The sequence below is a fragment of the Streptomyces sp. NPDC001709 genome (genome assembly GCF_053596375.1).
The window spans coordinates 64,674-81,337 of sequence record NZ_JBSFGB010000015.1; the positions used below are offsets into that span (position 1 = coordinate 64,674).

Sequence of the window (16,664 nt, forward strand, 5' to 3'; positions counted from 1 at the left end):
AGCGTAACTTAGCCACTCAGACACCCGCCGCCGTGCCGCCGCCGCCCGCTGGCAACGCCGCCACAACCTGCCCGTGTACCGACCGCCGAGGGGTCCCGTTCCGTGAGTCTGCATCCCACCCTCCAGCCCTACGCCGACGCCTGGACGCACTCCATCGAAGCGATATCCGAGATGGTCCAGTCGCTCGCGGAAGGCGAGTGGAACCGGCGGACCCCCTGCCCCGGCTGGTCGGTCCGGGACATCGTGTCGCATGTCATCGGCATGGACTGCGAGATGCTCGGCGATCCGCGCCCGATCCACTCGCTCCCCCGTGACCTCTTCCACGTCACCACCGAGCACCAGCGGTACATGGAGATGCAGGTCGACGTGCGCCGCCACCACACGGCACCCGAGATGACGGCCGAGCTGGAGTACACGGTCATCCGCCGCAACCGCCAGCTGCGCAACGAGTCCCGCGACCCCGGCACCACGATGCGCGGCCCGCTGAGCAAGGACATCACGGTCGAACAGGCCTACCGCACCCGCGCCTTCGACGTGTGGGTGCACGAGCAGGACCTGCGCACGGCCCTGGGCCGCCCCGGCAACCTGGACTCGCCGGGCGCGCACGTGGCCCGGGACCTCCTCCTGGAGGCACTCCCCAAGGTCGTGGCCAAGGACGCGGAGGCGCCGCGCAGTTCGGCCATCGTCTTCGACGTGCACGGCCCGGTGGAGTTCCTGCGCACGATCCGCGTCGACATCCAGGGCCGGGGCACCCTGGAAACGGCCCCGGCCCTCGGCCCCGCCGCCACCATCACCCTCGACTGGGAGACCTACGTACGCCTGGCCTGCGGCCGCGTGACACCGGAGGCGGTGACCGACCGCGTCAAGACCGAGGGCGACCCGGACCTGACGGCGGCGATCCTGCGCAACTTCACGGTGACGCCGTAGGCCATGCCGCACTGGAAGACGGGTGGTGCGCGGGTGGGAGAGCTCGGCTAAGCCGCCGGCACGTGCACCGTCTCCACCCGGCTCGCCACCAGCCGCTCACGCTCACGCCGAGCCGCCCGCCCCCGAAGCCGCAGGATCTGCGAAACCCCGAGCGCCTGGAGCACGAACACCGCCGAAAACGCCACGGCGTAGTCGTCCCCGGTCGCATCCAGCAGCACCCCGACCGCGAACAACGTCGTCATCGAGGCAACGAACCCACCCATGTTGGTGATGCCGGACGCGGTCCCCTGTCGCTCGGGCGGGTTGGCCGGCCGCGCGAAGTCGAACCCGATCATCGAGGCCGGCCCACACGCACCGAGCACCGCGCACAGCGCCACCAGCAGCCACATCGGCGCATGCGCACCGGGATACACCAGCGTCGCCGCCCACAGCATCGCGGTCGCCCCCACCGTGCCCAGCGCGAGCGGCAGCCGCGCCGCGTGGTGCCGGGCGACGATCTGGCCGTAGACGAGCCCGATCATCATGTTGGACAGCACGACCAGGGTGAGCAGTTCACCGGCCGTGGCCCGGCTGAGCCCCTGCGCCTGGACCAGGAACGGCAGGCCCCACAGCAGCAGGAACACCATCGCCGGGAACTGGGTGGTGAAGTGCACCCACAGCCCGAGGCGTGTGCCGGGCTCCCGCCAGGCCGCCGCGATCTGCCGGCGGACGTAGGCCGCGCCCTGATGCGGGGACGCCTCCGGCTCGTACCCCTCGGGGTGGTCCTTCAGGAACAGCAGGGTCAGGGCCAGGACGACGACACCCGCGAGCGCGCTGCCGGCGAACGCCTGGGTCCAGCCGACGCCGTGCAGCAGCCGGGCGAGGACCAGCGTGGAGACCAGGTTGCCCGCCATGCCGACCAGCCCGGCGAGCTGTGCGACCAGCGGCCCGCGCCGGGCCGGGAACCAGCGGGTGCCGAGCCGCAGCACGCTGATGAAGGTCATCGCGTCACCACAGCCCAGCAGGGCGCGCGAGGCGAGGGCGGTGCCGTACGACGGGGAGAAGGCGAAACCCAGCTGCCCGGCCGTGAACAGCACGGCGCCGATGCTCAGCACCTTCTTGGTGCCGAGCCGGTCGACCAGCAGGCCGACGGGTATCTGCATGCCGGCGTAGACCAGCAGCTGGAGGATGGAGAACGTCGACAGCGCGGAGGCGTTCACATGGAAGCGGTCGGCCGCGTCCAGTCCCGCCACGCCCAGTGACGTACGGAAGATGACGGCGACGAAGTAGACGGCGACGCCGATGGACCACACGCCGACGGCACGCCTGCCGCCCGGCGGATCACCCGGAAGGGTGGCGTTGTGTCCCGCACCGCTCATCGGACCTCACCCCGCGCCAGGTGCGAGAACCAGCTCACGTGCCGGTGCACGACCTCGACGGCCGCCTCCGCGTCCCCGGCGCGCAGCGCGACCAGGATCTCCTCGTGCTCGGCGAGCGTCTTGGCGATCCGGTCGGGGTGGGAGTGCATGACGGCGACACCCATCCGCAGCTGCCGGTCGCGCAGTTGGTCGTAGAGCCGGGACAGGATCTCGTTGCCGCCGCTGCGCACGATCTCGGCGTGGAAGCAGCGGTCGGTCACCGCGGCCGCGGCCAGGTCACCGGCGGCGGCCTGCGCCTTCTGCAGCTCCAGCAGCTCGGTCAGCCGCTCGACCAGACCGGGCGGGGCGGGCACGGCCTTGCGCGCGGCGTGCTCCTCGACCAGCAGCCGGGTCTCCACCACGTCGGCGATCTCCTGCGCGGAGACGGGCAGCACCAGGGCGCCCTTCTTCGGGTAGAGCCGGATCAGGCCTTCGACCTCCAGCCGCAGCAGCGCCTCCCGAACGGGCGTACGCGAGACGCCGACGGCCTCGGCCAGCTCGCCCTCGGTGAGCAGGGTGCCGCCCTCGTAGCGGCGGTCCAGGACTCCCTGTTTGACGTGGGTGTACACGCGGTCGGCGGCGGGCGGCTGCTTGTCGTGCCTGCGGGCTGGCTGCTCTATGGCCGTCTTCATGCCCACAGGATAGATACAACACGTACGCATGCGGCAGCGGCGTCCAGCATCCGGACGTGACGGATCTGTGACCAGGACCGCCCGCAGCGCCCCCACAACCTTCTGTGCTACTTACGTGTCTCACACGTGCGGCCCACCTGCTCTTGCCACCTCAACTCGGCCGCACCTCAGGGGCATTCAAGACAATCGGGGTATATCACTTTGATTACCGGCATTAAGGGCACCCGCCACTCGCGTCTCCGCAGAGTCGCCGCGGTCGCCGTCACCTCCGGCGCGCTGCTCGCGACCGGTGCCCTCACCGCGGCGCCCGCTCAGGCCGTCACGACGCCTTCGATCGTGGCCAAGGGCGGATTCGTGATGAACAACGCCACTGGCACCGCGCTGTACGGCAAAACTCAGGACTACAAGCGCTCCACCGGGTCCACCACCAAGATCATGACCGCCAAGGTCGTGCTCGCGCAGTCGAACCTCAACCTCGACAAGCAGGTGGTGATCCAGAAGGCGTACAGCGACTACGTCGTCAAGAACAACGCCTCCCAGGCGCACCTGATCGTCGGCGACAAGGTCACCGTCCGCCAGCTGCTGTACGGCCTGATGCTGCCGTCCGGCTGCGACGCCGCCTACGCGCTCGCCGACACCTACGGCTCGGGCTCCACCCGCGACGCGCGCGTGAAGAGCTTCATCGGCAAGATGAACGCCGCCGCGAAGAGCCTGAACCTGAACAACACGCACTTCGATTCCTTCGACGGCATCGGCAACGGCAACAACTACTCGACCCCGCGCGACCTGACGAAACTCGCCAGCAGTGCGATGCAGAACTCCACGTTCCGCACGATCGTCAAGACGAAGTCGTACACCGCAAAGACGATCACCAAGACCGGCAGCACTCGCACGATGGGCACGTGGACGAACACCAACACGCTGCTCTCCAGCTACAGCGGCGCGATCGGCGTGAAGACCGGCTCCGGCCCCGAGGCCGGCGCCTGCCTCGTCTTCGCCGCCACCCGCAACGGCAAGACCGTCATCGGCACCGTCCTGGCCTCCACCACGTACGCACAGCGCGCGGCGGACGCCACGAAGCTCCTCAACTACGGCTTCGCCAAGCTCGGCTGACGCGCTCCCAGACGCTCGTACCCCCACGGGCCCGCCGCATTGCGCGGCGGGCCCGTTCTGCTGCCGCCCGAGCGCACGATGAAGCTGATGGTGCTAGTGTCATTGGCACCATGTTGCTGCGTCTGGACAAGTCCGACACCCGCCCGCTGCACGAGCAGGTCGCGGCGGCGATCCGACGGGCCGTCGCCGAGGGCGAGTGCCGCCCCGGAGACCGGCTGCCCTCGGCCCGCGATCTCTCCGCGGCCCTGGACATCAACGTCAACACCGTCCTGCGCGGCCTGCGCGAACTGCGGGACGAGGGCCTGCTGGAGTTCCGCCGAGGCCGGGGGATCACCGTCGCCGAGGGCGCGGCCCGGAGCTCCGGACTGCAGATCAGGATCCGCGAGCTGATCGCGGAGGCATCCCGGCTCGGCTACAGCCGCGCCGACCTCATCGAGATGATCCGGGGGACGACGACATGACCGACGGCGACGTACGGAAAGACGGCCGGAAGGAGGGACGGAGGGACGGCCGGAACCGCACCGCGCGCTGGGGGGCCGCGGGGTGCACCGTGGCCGTCGCCGCGCTGCTCGCGGGCCTGCCCTGGGCCGCGCACAGCCGGCTGCCGGACCGGCTGGCCACCCACTGGAGCGGCGGCGAGACCCCCGACGACTCGATGCCGCTGTGGGCGGACGCCGTGTTCCCGGCCGGGCTCTGGCTTCTGATCGCCCTGGCCGTGTCCGTGCCCTGGCGCCGCTCCTGGACGGGCCCGCGGCCCTGGCGGGCGATCACCATGGCCCCCACCGGTGCGGCCCTCGTCGCCGCGCAGGCGTCCATCGTCCGCGCGAACCTCGACCGCACCGACTGGCACCAGGCCCGCCAGCCGTCCTGGGACGTCGTGCTGGTCCTGGCCCTGACAGCGGTCGCAGGTGTGGTGGCCTGGCGCCTGAGCGTCCGGGCCGGCACGGCGCTGCCCGCCGTCCCGTCCCCCGGGCTGGACCTGCCGGAGAGCGAGCGACTGGTGTGGTTCTCCCATGCCGCCAACCCCTGGCTGCAGTTGCTGTCGGCGGTGACCGGCCTGATCGCCGTCGGCGCGCTGGTGGCTCTCGCCGTCGGCCTGGCGAACACCGTCGCACTGTGGGTGGTGGGCCTGGCCTGCGGTGTCACCTCCCTCGCCGGCGCCCTCTTCTCCTCGGTCCGGGCGAAGGTGTCGGAGGCGGGCCTGGAAGTGTCGTTCGGCCCGCTCGGCTGGCCCGCCCGTCGCTGGGCCCCGGCCGCCATCGAGTCCGCCCGCGTCGAGCACCGGCTGCCGTCCCAGGTCGGCGGCTGGGGCTACCGCCTCAGCGGACTCGGTACGACGGTCATGCTCCGCGCCGGCGACTGTCTGGTCGTACGCCCCCGGGGCCGCCGTAGCGACTTCGCGGTGAGCGTGGACGACGCCGAGCGGGGCGCGGCCCTGCTGAACGCGCTGCGACAGCGGGGCTGAACCGGACATGGACATCGAGAACCTCCAGGGAGTCCAGGGGGAGGACGACAGCCGGGCGAGGCCCTGGGAGACGGCCGCCCCGCTGGTCCGGGCCGCGCAGGGCGGGGACGCCCTGGCCATGGACGAACTGCTCGCGCTGGTGACGCCGTACGTGACCAGGCTGTGCCGCCCGATCGCGCCGCACGACGTGGCCGACGCCGTGCAGGAGTCGCTGCTCGCGGTCTTCAAGGGCCTGCGCACCCTGCGCGATCCGCAGGCCTTCTACGGCTGGGTGCGCACCGCCACCGTGCGCGAGGCGGTGCGGGTCGCCCGCCGCACGTCGGCCGAGGAACCGGCCGACCCCGCCGACCTCGCCCGACTCGCCGGGCTGCGCACGGACGCCGGCGGGGAGCTGCCGGCCGACGTGCGGGACGTACTGGCCCGGCTGCCGGTCCGGCACCGCGCGGTCCTGGTCCTGCGCGAGCTGGAGGGCCTGGACGAGGCCACCGTCGCCGGCCTGCTCGGCGTGCCCCAGGGCACCGTCAAGTCCCGGCTGAGCCGGGCTCGTTCCTCCTTCCGGAAGGCTTGGTCACGATGAGTTCCTCCGATCCGGTACTGCGGCTGCGGGTGCTGGCCGCGGGGCTGCACGCCGGTCTGTACGCCGAGGAGCATCTGGCGCTGCCGTACGACCGGGTGTGGGCGGTGGCCGCCGACCTGGAGGCCGAGCTGCCCCATCTGGTGCCGTTCCTCCGGGAGTTCCGTGTGCCGCCCGGCGATGCGGACCGCAAACGGGCCCTCGCGGTGGGCCGCTCCGGCCTCACGGAGTCCTTCGAGGTACGGCTCTCTCCCGGCTGGTGCCTGATGCAGTCCCGCCTGATCGTCGGCGGCATGGCGGCGACCCCGGAGGCCGGTGGCACCCGCTTCGCCGTCCTCGGTGCCACCCGCCCCACCGCCCTGCGCCCCGCCCAGTGGCTCTACGGCCGCCTGCTCGGCGAACGACGCGGACGGGCGTTCGTCGACCGGCTCGCCGAGCGGGCGGAACTGCGGTAGCCGAGCCGCGACACCCCATGGGGCGTGGCCGCTTCAGGCATCCTCGGCAAGGTCGGGGAACAGGTGGCGGATGGCGTCCGCCACCTCCTCCGGCCGCTCCTGCGGGAGGTAGTGCCCGGCCCCCGGCACCAGCCGCACCCGCAGCTCGTCGGCATACGGCTCGGCACCCGCCAGCATCGACGGCACGACCACGTTGTCCCGCTCTCCGCCGAGCAGCAGCGTCGGCACGGTCAGCCGCTGCCGCCGCCAGGTGCCCCGCACCAGCGCGGGGATGTCGTGCAGGACGTACCGCCAGAACAGGGACTGGACGGCGGCGGCGCTCTTCGAGGTCGCGGAGACGTACTCGGCGATCTCCGCCTGCGTCCACACGGCCGCCGGGTCGGTGACCTGGTGGCGCAGCAGGAAGCGGGTGAAGCCGGGCCAGTGCCGCAGCACGGCCCGCCCGAGCACCGGGTACTCGACGAACGCGGTGAACCACAGCCGCCACAGGTTGGGCAGCACCGCGCGGTGCCGGGGCCAGGGGTGGGACATGTTGAGCGCGAGGTAGCCGGTGAACCGCTCCGGCGCCCTCAGGCACAGCCGGAACCCGAGATGCGCTCCCCAGTCGTGCCCGACCAGCCCGACCCGCTCCAGCCCGAGCACGTCGAGCAGCGCGAGGGCGTCGTCTGCCAGGCTGTCCATGTCGTAGCCGCGCGGGGTGACCTCCGACCAGCCGAAGCCGCGCAGGTCGGGGCAGAGCAGCCGGTACCCCTCGGAGAGCTGGGCGGCGACCTTGTGCCAGGCGTACCAGTGCTGCGGGAAGCCGTGCAGCATCAGCAGCGGGGTGCCGGTGCCGCCGTACTCGGCGAGATGCAGGCGCGTCTCGCGGACGTCCAGCAGGTGGTGCTCGGCGCGCTCGTCCTTCGGCAGTGGACGGTCGGTGTGCGTGTGCGGTGCCATGGATGACCCCTCTCGGACCGGCGCGGTCCCCCGTCGGGCCCACACCGAGGGGTCAGGAGTCGGGGTCGGCCAGAAAGGTTCCCTCCCTTCTTTCTTCCTTTCTTTCTTCCTTCTGGTCTGTACTCAGCTCCGGGGTCCGTCAGGTTCTGTTGCGGACGCTGGTCGTCGGAAGCTGGTCGTAGGTCTTGAAGGTGTACGAGGCGTCGTACGACATCAGGTTCCCTTCGGTCGCCGGCAGGCCGAGCCGTCGGTTGAGGGGTGCGGTGAGCGGCCCGCAGTGTTCGGCGGCCGGGGCGCTGAAGGTGTCGTCGTACGCCGAGAACTCGATCACCGGCGGGTCCTGGGAGACCCACTTGGAGGGGCCCGAGCGCTTCAGCTGGAAGTCGACGGGGTCATCCGCCCCGATGGCGCAGCCGCGTGGCACCAACGGGCCGAGGAGCCGGAAGTGGAGGCTGAACTTCCCGGTGTAGAAGTCGGACCGGCCGCCGTACTCCGGCTGTATCGCCAGTCCCAGGACGGCCGCGTGGTCGCCCGCCGGGGTGCCGGTCAGTCCTCCCGGTATGGCGGTGGGGGAGCTGTGCATCGCGCCCCACACCCCTCCGTCGCTGCCGTCCGGCATCGGGCCTTCGGCGTGCGTCATGGTGATCGGGGCCAAGTTCACCGTGATCTTGCCCATGGTCAACTTCGGGGCGGCCGTGTGCACTTCGCATCTCCACCGGGCCGGGTCGACGCCGTCGGGCAGTGGTGGGCAGTCACTGAAGTCGGTTGCGGACGCAGCGGTGGCGCGAGTCGCGGAGTAGGCGACACCCGGCGCGCACACCGCCGCCGTACCGGCGAGGACGGCGGCGCCCGCGACGGAGGCGACGCGGCGGACGGCAGTGGATTTCGTCATGTCACCAGCGTGCCGCTGTAGCCACTCCACCACCATCCGTGACATCCCCGACCCCACCCGGACCAGACCCTGATACGACGTCAGGGTTCCATGGCTCGACCGCTGTTGAGGCGCGCCCCATGTCGGCCGAGACCTGAAGTCCGGTGTCAGCCGAGACCCGGAATACGCCGCAGTTCGCCGATCTTCAGCATCTTGCCCAGCAGGAGATAGACGACGGCGAGGGCGAGTGTGCCGGCGGTGGTCGTCAGGACCGCCCCCGCTGTGCCGTCCCCCACCACCCCGGTGCAGCCCCGCGCCGCCGCCCAGGCCGCCACCGCCGCGGCGCCACCGGCGCACAGCAGCTTGGCGTAGGTTCCGCGCAGGGTGCCGTCGTCGAGCCGGCCGCCGGTGCGGCGGGCCAGCAGGCGGGCGGTGAGGAGGAGCCCGGCGGCGTAGGAGACGGTGTAGGCGCCGGCCATGCCCGTGACCGCCCACCGCGCGGGCAGCAGCAGATGGCAGGCGGTGGCGAGCGCGATGTTGACGGCTCCGATCCACACGGCCATGAAGAACGGCGTACGGGTGTCCTCGAAGGCGTAGAAGCCACGCAGCAGCAGGTACTGCGCCGAGAACGGGATCAGCCCGAGCCCGAAGGCCTGGAGCATATGGCCGAGCGGCGCGGCGGTGGCCGGGTCGGCGGCGCCGTGGGCGAAGAGGAGCGTGGCGATGTCCGGTCCGAGCGCGGTGAAGAGGAACGCGGCCGGGACGATGACGACCCCGCTGACCCGCAGCGCCCGGGACAGGTCGGCGCGCAGATCGCCGATCCGCCCCTCGGCCGCCGCCCTGCTCATGCGCGGCAGCAGGGCCGTGACCAGGGAGACGGTGACGATGGACTGGGGCAGCATCCAGATGGTCTGCGCGTAGCTGTACGCCGTGTAGCCCACGCCGGCTCTCGGCAGCTGCTGGTCGGCGGCGTTGGCGTAGTTGGTGACGACGGTGAGGGCGACCAGGTTGGTCAGCACGAACAGCAGCGTCCACTTGGCCGCGTGGATCCCGGAGCCGAGCCCCGAGCCGCGCCAGTCGAAACGGGGCCGGAAACGGAAGCCGGCGGCGCGCGCGAAGGGGACGAGGGCAAGTGCCTGTACGGCGATCCCGAGGGTCGTACCGATCCCGAGCCACCGCACCTGTCCGCCGGTGACATCGGCGACGGAGTGGGGGACGGTCATCATCCCGAGATAGACGCCGAACATCGCCACGAGTACGACGTTGTTGAGCACCGGCGTCCACATCATGGCGCCGAACTTCTCGCGGGCGTTCAGCACTTGGCCGAGGATGGCGAAGAGGCCATAGAAGAAGATCTGTGGGAGCAGGAACCGCGCGAAGACGACGGTCAGCCGGAACGCCTCATGCTCTTTGGGCGTATCCCGGATGTACAGGCTCGCGATCTCGGGCGCCGCCCACACGGCGAGCACGGTCCCGACGGCCAGCACACTGACGACGAGCGTGACGAGCCGCTGCTCGTACGCGCGCCCGCCATCGGCATGCACGGCCCGGGCCCGCACCAGCTGCGGCACCAGCACGGCGTTCAGCGCACCGCCGATCAGCAGGGTGTACAGGCTCGTCGGCACGGTGTTGGCGGTGTTGTACGTCGTCGCGAGCAGCCCGGTCCCGAGCGCTGCCCCTCGGCATGGCGGCGCCCCCGTAAATCTACGGCAGTTGGGAGTCTTGAGAGCCGTACCGCAAAGAAGAGGGGCGGTCGCAAGACGAAGTTGCGGCCGCCCCCTCAGGCTTTCCGGCGCTATCGGATCCGGATCGTCACGCCCAGGTGATCAGCCTCTTCGGCTGTTCCAGAATCGCCGCCACATCCGCCAGCACCTTCGAGCCCAGCTCCCCGTCCACCAGGCGGTGGTCGAAGCTCAGCGCCAGGGTCGTCACCTGACGCGGCTTGACCTTGCCCTTGTGGACCCACGGCTGGAGCTTGATCGCGCCGACCGCGAGGATCGCCGACTCGCCGGGGTTGAGGATCGGCGTGCCGGTGTCGACGCCGAAGACGCCGACGTTGGTGATGGTCACCGTGCCGCCCTGCATGGCCGACGGGGACGTCTTGCCCTCGCGGGCCGTGGTCACCAGTTCGGCCAGGGCAGCGGCCAGCTGCGGGAGCGTCTTGTCGTGCGCGTCCTTGATGTTCGGCACGATCAGACCGCGCGGGGTGGCCGCCGCGATGCCCAGGTTGACGTAGTGCTTGAGCACGATCTCCTGGGCCGCCTCGTCCCAGGACGCGTTGATGTCCGGGTTGCGCTTGATCGCGACCAGCAGGGCCCTGGCGATCAGGAGCAGCGGGTTGACCCGCAGGCCCTGCATCTCCTTGTCCTGCTTCAGCTCCTCGACCAGCTTCATCGTGCGGGTCACGTCGACCGTCACGAACTCGGTGACGTGCGGCGCCGTGAACGCCGACCCGATCATCGCCGCCGCCGTGGCCTTGCGTACACCCTTGACTGGGATGCGGGTCTCGCGTGCCGTGTCGTACGACGACACCGGTGCCGGGGTCACGGGTGCAGCGACGGCCGGCGCCACCGGCGGCTCGGCGGCCTTGGGCGGGGTCACCGCCGCGTGGACGTCCTCGCGCGTGATGATGCCGTCCGGGCCGGACGGGGTGATCGTGGCGAGGTCGACGCCGAGGTCCTTGGCCAGCTTGCGCACCGGCGGCTTGGCCAGCGGCCGGGGCTTCTCGGCCACGGGGGTGTGGCCGTTCAGCTCCGACTGGATCGCCTGGGCCGCTGCCGGGACGGTGACCTCCGGGCCCTTGCGGGGGCGGCGCTTGGTCGAGGAGGTGGCCACGCCATAGCCGACCAGGACCGGCTGGCGGCCCTCCGGCTTCGGCTCCTCAGCGGCGGCGGCAACGGGCTCCGCCTTCGGCTGCTCCGCCGGGGCCTCGGCCTGTGCCGCGCCGGCCAGCTCCACCGCGATGATGGACGTGCCCACGTCGACCGTGGTGCCCTCGGGGAAGTGCAGGGCGCGGACCACGCCGTCGTACGGGATGGGCAGTTCGACGGCCGCCTTGGCGGTCTCGACCTCGCACACCACCTGGCCGTCGGTGACCGTGTCACCCGGCTGGACGTACCACTTGAGGATCTCGGCCTCGGTGAGTCCCTCGCCGACGTCCGGCATCTTGAACTCGCGTACGGACGCTTCCGTCATCGTCGTCACGACCCTCTCCTCAGTACGCCAGCGAGCGGTCGACGGCGTCGAGCACGCGGTCCAGGTCCGGCAGGTACTCCTCCTCCAGGCGGGCCGGGGGGTAGGGGGCGTGATAGCCGCCCACCCGCAGGACCGGGGCCTCCAGGTGGTAGAAGCAGCGCTCGGTGATCCGGGCGGCGATCTCCGCGCCGGAGCCGAAGAACACCGGTGCCTCGTGGACCACGACCAAGTGGTGGGTCTTCTCGACGGAGGCCTGGATGGCGTCGAAGTCGAGCGGGGAGACCGAGCGCAGGTCCAGGACCTCCAGGGACTTGCCCTCCTCGGCGGCCGCGGCGGCCGCCTCCTGGCACAGCTTCACCATCGGGCCGTAGGCGGCCAGGGTGAGGTCGGTGCCCTCGCGGACGACCTGGGCCTTGTGCAGCGGGGCGGGGATCGCCTCGACGTCCACCTCGCCCTTGTCCCAGTAACGCCGCTTCGGCTCGAAGTAGATCACCGGGTCGTCGCTCTGGATGGCCTGCTGCATCATCCAGTACGCGTCGGAGGCGTTGGAGGGGCTCACGATCTTCAGACCGGCCACGTGCGCGAACAGCGCCTCGGGGGACTCCGAGTGGTGCTCGACCGCGCCGATGCCGCCGCCGTAGGGGATGCGGACGACGACCGGCATCTTGACCTTGCCCAGCGAGCGCGCGTGCATCTTCGCGAGCTGGGTGACGATCTGGTCGTAGGCCGGGAAGACGAAGCCGTCGAACTGGATCTCCACCACCGGGCGGTAGCCCCGGAGGGCGAGGCCGATCGCCGTGCCCACGATGCCGGACTCCGCCAGCGGGGTGTCGATGACACGGCTCTCGCCGAAGTCCTTCTGGAGGCCGTCCGTCACCCGGAACACGCCGCCGAGCTTGCCGACGTCCTCGCCCATGACCAGGACCTTGGGGTCCTGGTCCAGGGCACGGCGCAGCGACTCGTTGATGGCCTTCGCCATCGCCATCTTCTCGGCCATCTCAGCGACCCCCTTCGCTCGCGTCCGCGAACGACGCCTGGTAGGCGGCGAACTGCGCTCGCTCCTCGTCGACGAGCGCGTGCCCGTCCGCGTATACGTTCTCGAAGATGGCGAAGTGGTCCGGGTCGGGCATGGTGCGGACCGCTTCGCGCACTCGTTTGCCCAACGCCTCGGACTCGGCCTCGAGTTCCTGGAAGAATCCCTCGTCCGCGTGGTTTGAGGCTTCCAGGTAGCGGCGAAGGCGCAGGATCGGGTCCTTCGCCTCCCAGGCGGCCCGCTCCTCGTCACCGCGGTAGCGGGTGGGGTCGTCGGAGGTGGTGTGGGCGCCCATGCGGTAGGTGTACGCCTCGACCAGGGTCGGGCCCTCACCGTTGCGGGCGCGCTCCAGCGCCCACCGGGTGACCGCGAGGCAGGCCAGCACGTCGTTGCCGTCCACGCGCACGCCCGGGAAGCCGAAGCCCTGGGCGCGCTGGTAGAGCGGCACGCGGGTCTGCTTCTCGGTCGGCTCGGAGATCGCCCACTGGTTGTTCTGGCAGAAGAACACCACCGGGGCGTTGTAGACCGCGGAGAAGGTGAACGATTCGGCCACGTCGCCCTGGCTGCTCGCGCCGTCGCCGAAGTAGGCGATCACCGCGCTGTCCGCGCCGTCCTTGGCGATGCCCATCGCGTAGCCGGTGGCGTGCAGCGTCTGGGAGCCGATGACGATCGTGTACAGCTGGAAGTTGTTGCTGTTGGGGTCCCAGCCGCCGTTGTTCACGCCGCGGAACATGCCGAGCAGGTTGGTCGGGTCGACGTCACGGCACCAGGCGACGCCGTGCTCGCGGTAGGTCGGGAAGACGTAGTCGTCGGCGCGCAGGGCCCGGCCGGAGCCGATCTGCGCGGCCTCCTGGCCCAGCAGGGAGGCCCACAGGCCCAGCTCGCCCTGGCGCTGCAGGGCGGTGGCCTCGGCGTCGAAGCGGCGGGTGAGCACCATGTCGCGGTACAGGCCACGCAGGTCTTCGGGGGTGATGCCGGCGACGTAGGCGTCGTACTCGGCGTTCTTGACCCGCTTGCCCTCGGGCGTCAGCAGCTGCACGAGCTCCGGCTCGGTGCTCTTCTTCGCGGCGGCGCGGGTACTGCGGGTGGTGCGCTTGGTGCCGGTGGTGCCGGCCTCGTCTGCGGCGCTGCGTCGCGGCTTGCGCGCGGCACTGCTGTCCACGGTCACGTGTGCTCCTCCGTCGTTCCGGCCCCCGGGGTTGCCGGTAGGCCAGTGCGGCTCACCTGTTTCGACCACCGGGCACGGGGTGGGTGCCACTCGGCCGGGAACAGGCGTGACAGGTGCCCCGGCGAGCGCCCTGCAACCATCACGTTACCCAGTGCTCCACATTTCTGTGAAACCCCACCTGACCTGCGATTTTGCTTGGATTTCCAAGTAAATCGAGAAGGTGTGGAAGCGTGCTGGTCACAGCCTTGCCAATGGCCGGAGCAACCGCACGTTATCCCGCTGACCCAGCTCACGGGAAGAGTTTGCGTGTGAGACCGGCTCAGTTCACGAAGACTGGAAAATCACTGTATTTCCGCTCGAGGCCACGGCGCGGCCGGATCCCGGCGCCACCGGACTCAGCGCGGCCGCAGCGGCCCGGCGGTCCGTTCGACCTCGGAGCGCGGCGTGGGCCTGACCTGCTCGGTGAAGGCGTGCGCGTACGGCCACATGACCGGCTCGCGCGCGTGGACGGCCGGAGTCTGCGCCCACACGAGGCCGTTGCGGTCGGTCCAGTGCGGCCACCGGAAGGCGGCGCCCGCGGCCACATCGGTGCCCAGCCGCGCGACCAGGCCGTCGGGTACCCGGGTGACCCGGAGGTTCGGGCGCCAGTCGGGCAGGGGGCCGCGGAAGCCGACCCCGTGGCGCCGGCGCAGCAGCCAGATCTCGATCCCGGCGGTGATCGTCACACCCACCGGACCGGCGAACAGGGCCACCCAGTAGGCGGGCAGCGGGCGGGAGCCCGGATACGCCTGGACCGCGTCGACCAGGACGAAGTGCGCGACCGCCGTCAGCCAGACCAGCGGGACGCCGGCCAGCGGACGGACCAGGGGATGGCCGCCGGCCCCGAAGCTGTTGCGGTGGATCAGGAAGAGCACGGAGCCGAAGAAGACCAGGAGCCAGGGCCCGGCGAACACCCCCAGGAAAGCCCAGGTCACACCGCTCGGCAGATAGTCGTGGTGCCGGATCGTCCAGTACAGGAAGAGACCGCAGAAGGCGGCCGTGACCAGCGCGGTCAGCAGCGGGCGCAGACACAGACGCAGCACGCACGCGCGCGTGCCGGGACGGGCCAGGGCGACGAGCAGACCGCAGGCCATCAGCAGCGCCACCGGGCCCGTGCCGAGCATCAGCAGAGCGTCGGTGAAGCCCTGCTCGACGGGCTCGAGCAGCCCGCCCCCGGTGAACAGACCGACGGCGAACGCGAGCACGCCGAGGCAGAGCAGGGTCCGGGGCAGCAGGAGCCGTTCGATGAGCGGATCGGCGGCCTGCTCGGCCAGCGTGGACACCACCGGGCGCGCGTACGGGCCGAGGGCGCCCGCGCCCGGAGCGACGATGCCGAGGGCGTCGCCCGCGCTGAACCGGAACATCCGGTACGGCCCGTAGATCCGCCGGGCCAGCCGCCACGGCAGCAGCACGTCCAGGGCCCACGCGCCCGCACCGCCCGGCCGCGCGGGCGCGGCCGGGACGCGGTACGGCGGCCGGTCGTAGGCGTCGATCGCGCTCATGGCGGCTCTCGCTCCCCCGAGACGTCATCATGATCAGAACGCGATCATCGTGGCAGGTACGCCGCCAACCGCCAATCGTTTAAGCCGACTTGCAGCGGCTGGGGACGTCCGGCGGATCAGCGGGGACGCGCATCCCGGGACGTTGCGTGACCGAAAGCGACCGGCGACGACTGCCTGTGACAAGCCCCAGCTCACGGCCGCTTTTCGTGCCCTAACATCTGCGGCGTGCCGCGCTCATGTGTACCACCCCTCGTACCCCACGCGCCCGCTCTGGGCGCCCTGCTCCGCCTGTACGCCGCCGGTACCGCCCTCACCTGTGAGCCGGTCGACCAAGGCCTGCTGAACCGCGGTTACCGGCTGTGCACCACCCGCGGCCGCTATTTCCTCAAGCACCACTTCGACCCCGACACCGCCGACCCGGCGGCCATCGAGCGCCGGCACCGCGCCACCCAGCGCCTGGCCGACCTCGGCGTACCGGTCTCCGTGCCGCTCGCGCACCGCGAGGGCCGTACGGTCGCCGTCGTCGGCGGCCACGCCTACGCCCTGCACCCCTGGATCGACGGCAGGCACCGTCACGGCGGCCAGCTCACGCGCGGGGAGAGCGCACGCCTGGGGGCTCTCCTGGGCGCCGTACACGCCTGTCTGGAGCGCGTGATGCCCCCCAAGGGGCGCACGCGCCCAGCCACGAGCCCCCACCCCGTGGAGAGCGCCGACCCGGCCGACACCTTCGCGCTGATCGACGACCTGCTCGCCCATGTGCGCCGGCACCACCCCGCCGACGCCTTCGACGAGCTGGCCCGGCACCGGTTGCTGGAACGCCGCGCGCTCCTGGAGCAGCACGCCGACCGGCGGCCGCCGCGCGGCGGCTCGGTGGGCTGGGTGCACGGCGACTTCCACCCGTTCAACGTGCTCTACAAGGACGACACCCCGGCCGCCATCGTCGACTGGGACCGGCTCGGCGTGCAGCCCCGCGCGGAGGAGGCCGTACGCGCCGCCGCGATCTTCTTCGTGCGCCCTGCGGGAAACCTGGACCTGCCGAAAGTGCGCGCCTACGCGCGCGCGTACCGGCGCGCGGCCGGTGCCGCGCCCTCGGAGCTCGCGGCGGCCGTGCACCGGGTGTGGTGGGAGCGGCTGAACGACTTCTGGATGCTGCGCTGGCACTACGAACGCGGTGACACGCGCGCGGACTGCCAGTTTCCGGCCGCGTCGGCGCTCGTGGTGTGGTGGACCCGCGAGTACGACGCAGTGTGCGACGCGTTCACCGAGTGACGGCGCCCCCCGGGGGGACTGCTCAGGGGCACTGGGCAGGGGCGCTGATCAGGGGACACTGCTCAGCGCGACGCCGTCACAGGCG

The 16,664-nt window shown here is 71.3% G+C and carries 15 protein-coding genes and 1 pseudogene; 7 read left to right on the forward strand and 9 right to left on the reverse strand.

What is annotated here, in order from left to right:
• Window positions 1-102 precede the first annotated feature (102 nt).
• Window positions 103-927 carry a maleylpyruvate isomerase family mycothiol-dependent enzyme gene (locus tag ACWC0C_RS22440; protein ID WP_449194876.1) on the forward strand — a complete coding sequence of 275 codons (825 nt, stop codon included), beginning with the start codon at window positions 103-105 and terminating at the stop codon, window positions 925-927.
• Between the two features lie 47 nt (window positions 928-974).
• Here the strand turns inward: ACWC0C_RS22440 and ACWC0C_RS22445 are convergent, their stop codons facing one another.
• Together ACWC0C_RS22445 and ACWC0C_RS22450 are read right to left on the reverse strand one after the other, a co-directional pair.
• Window positions 975-2,285 (reverse strand): MFS transporter, encoded by a 1,311-nt coding sequence (locus tag ACWC0C_RS22445; RefSeq protein ID WP_449194877.1) that lies wholly within the window; start codon window positions 2,283-2,285, stop codon window positions 975-977.
• The gene (locus ACWC0C_RS22450) at window positions 2,282-2,956 is read right to left on the reverse strand and encodes a GntR family transcriptional regulator (protein WP_449194878.1); all 675 of its coding nucleotides are present in this window, start codon (window positions 2,954-2,956) and stop codon (window positions 2,282-2,284) included. The genes ACWC0C_RS22445 and ACWC0C_RS22450 overlap by 4 nt, the downstream gene beginning before the upstream one ends.
• A gap of 201 nt (window positions 2,957-3,157) precedes the next feature.
• On the opposite strand from ACWC0C_RS22450, the gene ACWC0C_RS22455 reads away from it, so the two are divergent.
• The 5 genes from ACWC0C_RS22455 (at window position 3,158) to ACWC0C_RS22475 (ending at window position 6,563) form a co-directional block, all read left to right on the forward strand.
• The gene (locus ACWC0C_RS22455) at window positions 3,158-4,069 is read left to right on the forward strand and encodes a D-alanyl-D-alanine carboxypeptidase family protein (protein WP_450865379.1); all 912 of its coding nucleotides are present in this window, start codon (window positions 3,158-3,160) and stop codon (window positions 4,067-4,069) included.
• A 110-nt stretch (window positions 4,070-4,179) separates the two neighbouring features.
• The gene (locus ACWC0C_RS22460) at window positions 4,180-4,530 is read left to right on the forward strand and encodes a GntR family transcriptional regulator (RefSeq protein WP_450865380.1); all 351 of its coding nucleotides are present in this window, start codon (window positions 4,180-4,182) and stop codon (window positions 4,528-4,530) included.
• On the forward strand, window positions 4,527-5,534 hold the full coding sequence (locus ACWC0C_RS22465) for a DUF1648 domain-containing protein (RefSeq protein ID WP_450865381.1): 1,008 nt from the start codon (window positions 4,527-4,529) through the stop codon (window positions 5,532-5,534). Before ACWC0C_RS22460 ends, ACWC0C_RS22465 begins: the two co-directional genes overlap by 4 nt.
• A 118-nt stretch (window positions 5,535-5,652) precedes the next feature.
• Window positions 5,653-6,111 carry an RNA polymerase sigma factor gene (locus ACWC0C_RS22470; RefSeq protein ID WP_449195105.1) on the forward strand — a complete coding sequence of 153 codons (459 nt, stop codon included), beginning with the start codon at window positions 5,653-5,655 and terminating at the stop codon, window positions 6,109-6,111.
• Window positions 6,108-6,563: a hypothetical protein gene (locus tag ACWC0C_RS22475; protein WP_450865382.1), complete on the forward strand. Its 456-nt coding sequence runs from the start codon at window positions 6,108-6,110 to the stop codon at window positions 6,561-6,563. Before ACWC0C_RS22470 ends, ACWC0C_RS22475 begins: the two co-directional genes overlap by 4 nt.
• A 33-nt stretch (window positions 6,564-6,596) precedes the next feature.
• On the opposite strand, the gene ACWC0C_RS22480 is transcribed toward ACWC0C_RS22475, so the two are convergent.
• From ACWC0C_RS22480 to ACWC0C_RS22510, 7 genes and pseudogenes are all read right to left on the reverse strand, one after another.
• Window positions 6,597-7,502, reverse strand: coding sequence for an alpha/beta fold hydrolase (locus ACWC0C_RS22480; protein WP_450865383.1), 906 nt, complete (start codon window positions 7,500-7,502; stop codon window positions 6,597-6,599).
• Between the two features lie 139 nt (window positions 7,503-7,641).
• Window positions 7,642-8,394, reverse strand: coding sequence for a hypothetical protein (locus tag ACWC0C_RS22485; protein ID WP_450865384.1), 753 nt, complete (start codon window positions 8,392-8,394; stop codon window positions 7,642-7,644).
• Window positions 8,395-8,540: 146 nt separating this feature from the next.
• A pseudogene (gene murJ, locus ACWC0C_RS22490) lies at window positions 8,541-10,055 on the reverse strand (murein biosynthesis integral membrane protein MurJ); the annotation flags it as partial.
• Window positions 10,056-10,185: 130 nt separating this feature from the next.
• Window positions 10,186-11,577 (reverse strand): dihydrolipoamide acetyltransferase family protein, encoded by a 1,392-nt coding sequence (locus tag ACWC0C_RS22495; protein WP_450865385.1) that lies wholly within the window; start codon window positions 11,575-11,577, stop codon window positions 10,186-10,188.
• A 10-nt stretch (window positions 11,578-11,587) separates the two neighbouring features.
• Entirely contained in the window at window positions 11,588-12,565 is a 978-nt protein-coding gene (locus tag ACWC0C_RS22500; protein ID WP_449194887.1) for an alpha-ketoacid dehydrogenase subunit beta, read from the reverse strand.
• A 1-nt stretch (window position 12,566) separates the two neighbouring features.
• A complete protein-coding gene (gene pdhA / locus ACWC0C_RS22505; RefSeq protein ID WP_450865386.1) occupies window positions 12,567-13,769 on the reverse strand; it encodes a pyruvate dehydrogenase (acetyl-transferring) E1 component subunit alpha in 1,203 nt (400 codons plus the stop codon).
• A gap of 395 nt (window positions 13,770-14,164) precedes the next feature.
• Window positions 14,165-15,310 carry a hypothetical protein gene (locus tag ACWC0C_RS22510; protein WP_450865387.1) on the reverse strand — a complete coding sequence of 382 codons (1,146 nt, stop codon included), beginning with the start codon at window positions 15,308-15,310 and terminating at the stop codon, window positions 14,165-14,167.
• Between the two features lie 225 nt (window positions 15,311-15,535).
• On the opposite strand from ACWC0C_RS22510, the gene ACWC0C_RS22515 reads away from it, so the two are divergent.
• The gene (locus ACWC0C_RS22515; protein WP_450865389.1) at window positions 15,536-16,579 is read left to right on the forward strand and encodes a phosphotransferase; all 1,044 of its coding nucleotides are present in this window, start codon (window positions 15,536-15,538) and stop codon (window positions 16,577-16,579) included.
• Window positions 16,580-16,664: the final 85 nt, after the last annotated feature.

Bases quoted from the DNA above. Each gene is read 5' to 3' on its own strand.
- ACWC0C_RS22480 (WP_450865383.1), bottom strand. From the start codon at position 7,502: ATGGCACCGCACACGCACACCGACCGTCCACTGCCGAAGGACGAGCGC.
- ACWC0C_RS22445 (WP_449194877.1), bottom strand. From the start codon at position 2,285: ATGAGCGGTGCGGGACACAACGCCACCCTTCCGGGTGATCCGCCGGGC.
- ACWC0C_RS22475 (WP_450865382.1), top strand. From the start codon at position 6,108: ATGAGTTCCTCCGATCCGGTACTGCGGCTGCGGGTGCTGGCCGCGGGG.
- ACWC0C_RS22510 (WP_450865387.1), bottom strand. From the start codon at position 15,310: ATGAGCGCGATCGACGCCTACGACCGGCCGCCGTACCGCGTCCCGGCC.
- ACWC0C_RS22485 (WP_450865384.1), bottom strand. From the start codon at position 8,394: ATGACGAAATCCACTGCCGTCCGCCGCGTCGCCTCCGTCGCGGGCGCC.
- ACWC0C_RS22465 (WP_450865381.1), top strand. From the start codon at position 4,527: ATGACCGACGGCGACGTACGGAAAGACGGCCGGAAGGAGGGACGGAGG.
- ACWC0C_RS22470 (WP_449195105.1), top strand. From the start codon at position 5,653: ATGGACGAACTGCTCGCGCTGGTGACGCCGTACGTGACCAGGCTGTGC.
- ACWC0C_RS22450 (WP_449194878.1), bottom strand. From the start codon at position 2,956: ATGAAGACGGCCATAGAGCAGCCAGCCCGCAGGCACGACAAGCAGCCG.
- ACWC0C_RS22460 (WP_450865380.1), top strand. From the start codon at position 4,180: ATGTTGCTGCGTCTGGACAAGTCCGACACCCGCCCGCTGCACGAGCAG.
- ACWC0C_RS22500 (WP_449194887.1), bottom strand. From the start codon at position 12,565: ATGGCCGAGAAGATGGCGATGGCGAAGGCCATCAACGAGTCGCTGCGC.